The 3,830-nt window shown below is 74.0% G+C and carries 6 protein-coding genes; all 6 read left to right on the top strand.

What is annotated here, in order from left to right:
* Nucleotides 1–294 precede the first annotated feature (294 nt).
* Nucleotides 295–699 (top strand): hypothetical protein, encoded by a 405-nt coding sequence (locus ACFXAZ_RS38480; protein ID WP_384601406.1) that lies wholly within the window; start codon nucleotides 295–297, stop codon nucleotides 697–699.
* A gap of 142 nt (nucleotides 700–841) precedes the next feature.
* Nucleotides 842–1,294 (top strand): hypothetical protein, encoded by a 453-nt coding sequence (locus ACFXAZ_RS38475; RefSeq protein WP_384601403.1) that lies wholly within the window; start codon nucleotides 842–844, stop codon nucleotides 1,292–1,294.
* Between the two features lie 433 nt (nucleotides 1,295–1,727).
* Entirely contained in the window at nucleotides 1,728–2,825 is a 1,098-nt protein-coding gene (locus tag ACFXAZ_RS38470) for a hypothetical protein (RefSeq protein WP_384601400.1), read from the top strand.
* A gap of 19 nt (nucleotides 2,826–2,844) precedes the next feature.
* Nucleotides 2,845–3,180 (top strand): hypothetical protein, encoded by a 336-nt coding sequence (locus ACFXAZ_RS38465; protein WP_384601397.1) that lies wholly within the window; start codon nucleotides 2,845–2,847, stop codon nucleotides 3,178–3,180.
* A complete protein-coding gene (locus tag ACFXAZ_RS38460; RefSeq protein ID WP_384601394.1) occupies nucleotides 3,177–3,557 on the top strand; it encodes a hypothetical protein in 381 nt (126 codons plus the stop codon). Before ACFXAZ_RS38465 ends, ACFXAZ_RS38460 begins: the two co-directional genes overlap by 4 nt.
* Nucleotides 3,554–3,830: hypothetical protein (locus ACFXAZ_RS38455; protein WP_384601391.1), on the top strand; the 277-nt coding region annotated here is incomplete at its 3' end. The genes ACFXAZ_RS38460 and ACFXAZ_RS38455, both read left to right, overlap by 4 nt.

The raw sequence follows: 3,830 nt of genomic DNA, 5'->3' as shown, positions 1-3,830 counted from the left end.
GGGGGTGGGGGGGGGGTGGGGGGGGGCGGGGCCCGCCCCCCCCCCCCCGGGGGGGGCGCCCCCCCCCACCCCCGCCTGGCCGCCTGCCGGGCTGTTCGGTCTCTGGATCGGCCTGGGGGACTGGCGGCCCGGCTCCGGCTGGAGACGCCCGCCCGAGGCCCGGTTCACCTGCCGCCACGGCTGTGTGTACGAGGCACTCGGCGCCCCCGAGGTCGCCCAGTTCACCGCCCACATCAGCCAGACCCACGCCCGGGCCTGTCCGGGCTCCCGCACCGATCGTGAGGACTCCACTCCATGACCACGACCATCCCGACTCCGCGTGACATCGCCGCGAGCCGGACCGCGCCGCCGGCCGCCACCCCGATGCCGGGGTACGACCGGCAGCGGTGGGAACAGGCCCTGATCGCCACCGCGCTCCCGCACCCCAACGCCCGGCTCCTCGGGTGGGGCCTGGCCCACCTCGCCGGTCCCACCGGCCACATGGCCCCCGACGTCCCGGACACCGGACGGCTGGCCGCCCAGCTCGGCATGAGCCCGAGGATCGTCCGGCAGAGCCTGACGCAGCTGGAGCACGCCGGACTCGTCTCCCGCCCGGACATCCACACCTGGCAGCCCAAGGACATCGTCCGCCCGCTGACCCTCACCATCCCCCAGGCCGGGCCCCGTACGAGGCCCGCCCGTCTTGCGTCCGGTGGGTGACCTGCCCGCAGGGCAGTTGGCGCCGCTGCCCGACGACCCACCCGCCTGACATGCCCTTCCCGTCCGGGGCCCCGGTTTTCAGGCACTGGTTCGACCGGTGTGATGGCACCTCACATCAGAACGACCTGAAGGAGAACAGCACATGAGCGACGAAGCACGTGACTGGGTGTGGGAGCACTCGCAGTCCAAGGGCGTGGCGCGGCTGGTGATGCTCGCCATAGCCGAAGCGGCTACTGGCCCGGAGCTGTGGGCGGTCGCTGGCAGCACCTGGTTGATGAAGCGCACCAGCGCCTCCCGCAACAGCGTCCTGGAGGCCACGCGGAAGATGCTCGCTGCCGGGGAACTGTCCGAGGTCCCGGGCGTTCTGAGCAACCACCTGCACCCCGTGTACATCCTGCCCAAGGCCATAGGGTATGTCCCGGCCGAGGAGCCGGCCGCCGACGCGTGGCCGCCGCCGTACCGGGACGTGCCGACGACACAGGAACGCGCCGAATGCTCCGACCCTGAGGACCCGGAGTACTGGCGAGACGCCGACGAAGTCCGCCGGATCACTGCCGAGCGCATCGCTGCCCACGCCCGGAAGCTCACGGGCTGATCCATGGCTGCATTGTCCGCGCCCGCCGCCGAGCCCCGCCGCAGCAGCGGCGGGGCCGGTGGTGCTGCGCGCGGGCAGTGGGTCCGCTACCCGCTGCGCGTCGTCACCGACGCCGAGGCGTACGCGCCGGGAGACACCAACTTCTACGGCAAGGTCAAGGCGCTCTCGCACCGTCGGCGGGCCACAGCGTCCATGGAGAAGATCGCCGCCTACCTCGGCTGGTCGAAGTCGACGGCCGAGCGCTCGGCGCGGCCGGGGGGGCGGGGGGGGGCCCCCCGGGCGGGCTTCGGCGCCTGGTACAGCGCCGCGCGCAGCCGGATGGCGTCGGGGGCCCACAGCTACCTTGGTCAAGATCCCCGCCTACCTCGGGTGGCCGACGTCCCCGCCGGAGCGCGGGGCGCGCCTTGGGGGCCGGGGGGCGCCCCCCGACGGCGTGCGGGAGCTGTTCACGAAGCGGCAGACCCACAAGGTGACCGGCACCGGCCAGACCGCCGAACGCTGGTGCCGCGACCTCGATGCGGGCGAGGCGTACGTGTCCGGGCCGGTCCGGGCCGCCGACAGCCTGCGCCCCGTCCTGCACCGCCTCTACCTCGGACTGCGCCACGCCGTCATCGTCCGCCGCCACCAGCCCACCCTCGCCGAACTCGCCCAGCTGCTGCGCCACCACGGCGGGCGCCTCGCCGGGCAGCCGCTGGCCGAGGCCGTGGTGACCAGGCTCCTGACCGAGCTGGACACGCTCGGCTGGATCACCCTGGACAAGCGCGCCGGGTACCGGGGCCGCCACCTGATCACCGTGCACGACGACCCCGTACGCCCCGCCGCCGAGCCGGACCCGGCTCCTGATCCCTGTGACGGATCGGGTCCCGATCTTGGTGACGGATCCCCCGCGTATAAGGAAGACCATGAACTGAACGACCTCCGAAGGAACCGACCGGCCGGTGGTTCCTTCCGCCGCAGGCGAGACACCGGTAGTTACCGGACCGACCCTGTGGATACCGTCGGTAGCACTCCGGGGGACGGCATGGTGGACCCGGTCGTCCCGGCCGCGCTGCGGGGCCCGGCCGGGCCTGGCGCCCAGCCCGCGTACACCGGACCCCAGCTCACCCTCAGCCCCCGCATCTGGCAGATCCTGGAACCCGTCCACGACCTCCTGCCCGGCGTACGGCCGTTCGTGGCCCGCCGGATCGGACGCGAGATCGGCGCCCAGCTCGACGCCGGGACCTGGCCCGAGGACATCCGCGACCAGATCGCCCGCATGCGCCGCTGGACACCAGCCGAGACCATCCGCGACCCCGGCCGCTGGCTCCTCGGCGCCGTCCTCCCCGCCCGGTCCCGCTGCCAGATGACCGGCTGCCACTGGGGATTCCTCGCCCACACCGGCCAGCCCTGCAAAGCCTGCGCCGAACTGGCCACCGTGCACCTGCCGCCAGCCGGGACCGGCCCGGCCTGGCACGAATGCGCCGACTGCCAGAAACCCAGCCGCACCCACCTCCCCACCGGACTCTGCCCCACCTGCCGACCCACCGCCTGACCCGAACGGACCCGATGCCATGTACCCGACACCCCGCCCGCCCGCCACCAACGGCTACGGCACCTGCCCCGACTGCCACGCCCGCATCCTGTGGTGCCTCACCGACGCCAACCGCAAGCCGATCGCCGTCGAACCCGACCCCGACCCCACCGGCAACCAGGCCATACGCGTCGACACCAACGGCACCTACTGGGCCCGCCAGCTCACCAACGCGCGCCCCGCCCTCGAACAACGCGAAGTCCTCCGCCGCCCGCACCTCGCCAGCCGCACCTGCCCCGCCGCCAGGCGCGCCCGCGCCACCCGCACCACCAGCCACACCCACACCGGCGTACGCCCCGTCAGGTGGCAGCGATGACCAACCCGCCCACCCACCCCGCCGGCCCCCAGCAGACCATCGCCGCCGCCCTGGACAGCTGGTGGCTCACCGCCGACCCCACCCAGCGCCCCGACACCGCCGACGCCGCCGAGACCATCGAGTTCTACCTGGCCAGCAGCGGCTACCGCATCACCCCCGACACCCGAAAGGCCCGCCACCGCATGCCGGCCAGACCCTCCCTCCGCGCCATCGTCTTCCCCACCGTCCTCACCCTCGCCCTCACCGTCTCCGCCATCCTCGCCGTCCACCGCGGCGACTGGGCCTGGGCCGCCGCCATGACCGTCCTCACCGTCCTCCCCGGCCGCGAGGCCGCCCGCGACATCCGCGACCGACGCAAGGGACGGGCCGCCCGATGACCCCCACCCAGACCGCCACCGTCGCCGCCCTCGGCGGCCTCGCCGCCGTCATCAGCCTCGCCCTCGTCGTCACCCTGGCCATCGGCCTCTACCAGCTCACCACCCGCATCATCGACACCCGCGACGCACACCGCGAACACCGCCGCACACTCGCCGACTTCCGCCACCAGCTCGACGCGCTCCCCACCACCCACCCCCCCCACGAAGAGGAAGAGAAGCACCAGCTGACGCCTCGCAGGTGTGGGGGCGGGGGGGGGGGGGCGGGGGCGGGAG

It is taken from the genome of Streptomyces sp. NPDC059477 (assembly GCF_042749375.1).
In the GTDB taxonomy this organism is placed as follows: Bacteria; Actinomycetota; Actinomycetes; order Streptomycetales; family Streptomycetaceae; genus Streptomyces.
The sequence above is the reverse complement of the archived record's forward strand: the minus strand, read 5'-3'. Positions and strand labels throughout refer to the sequence as shown.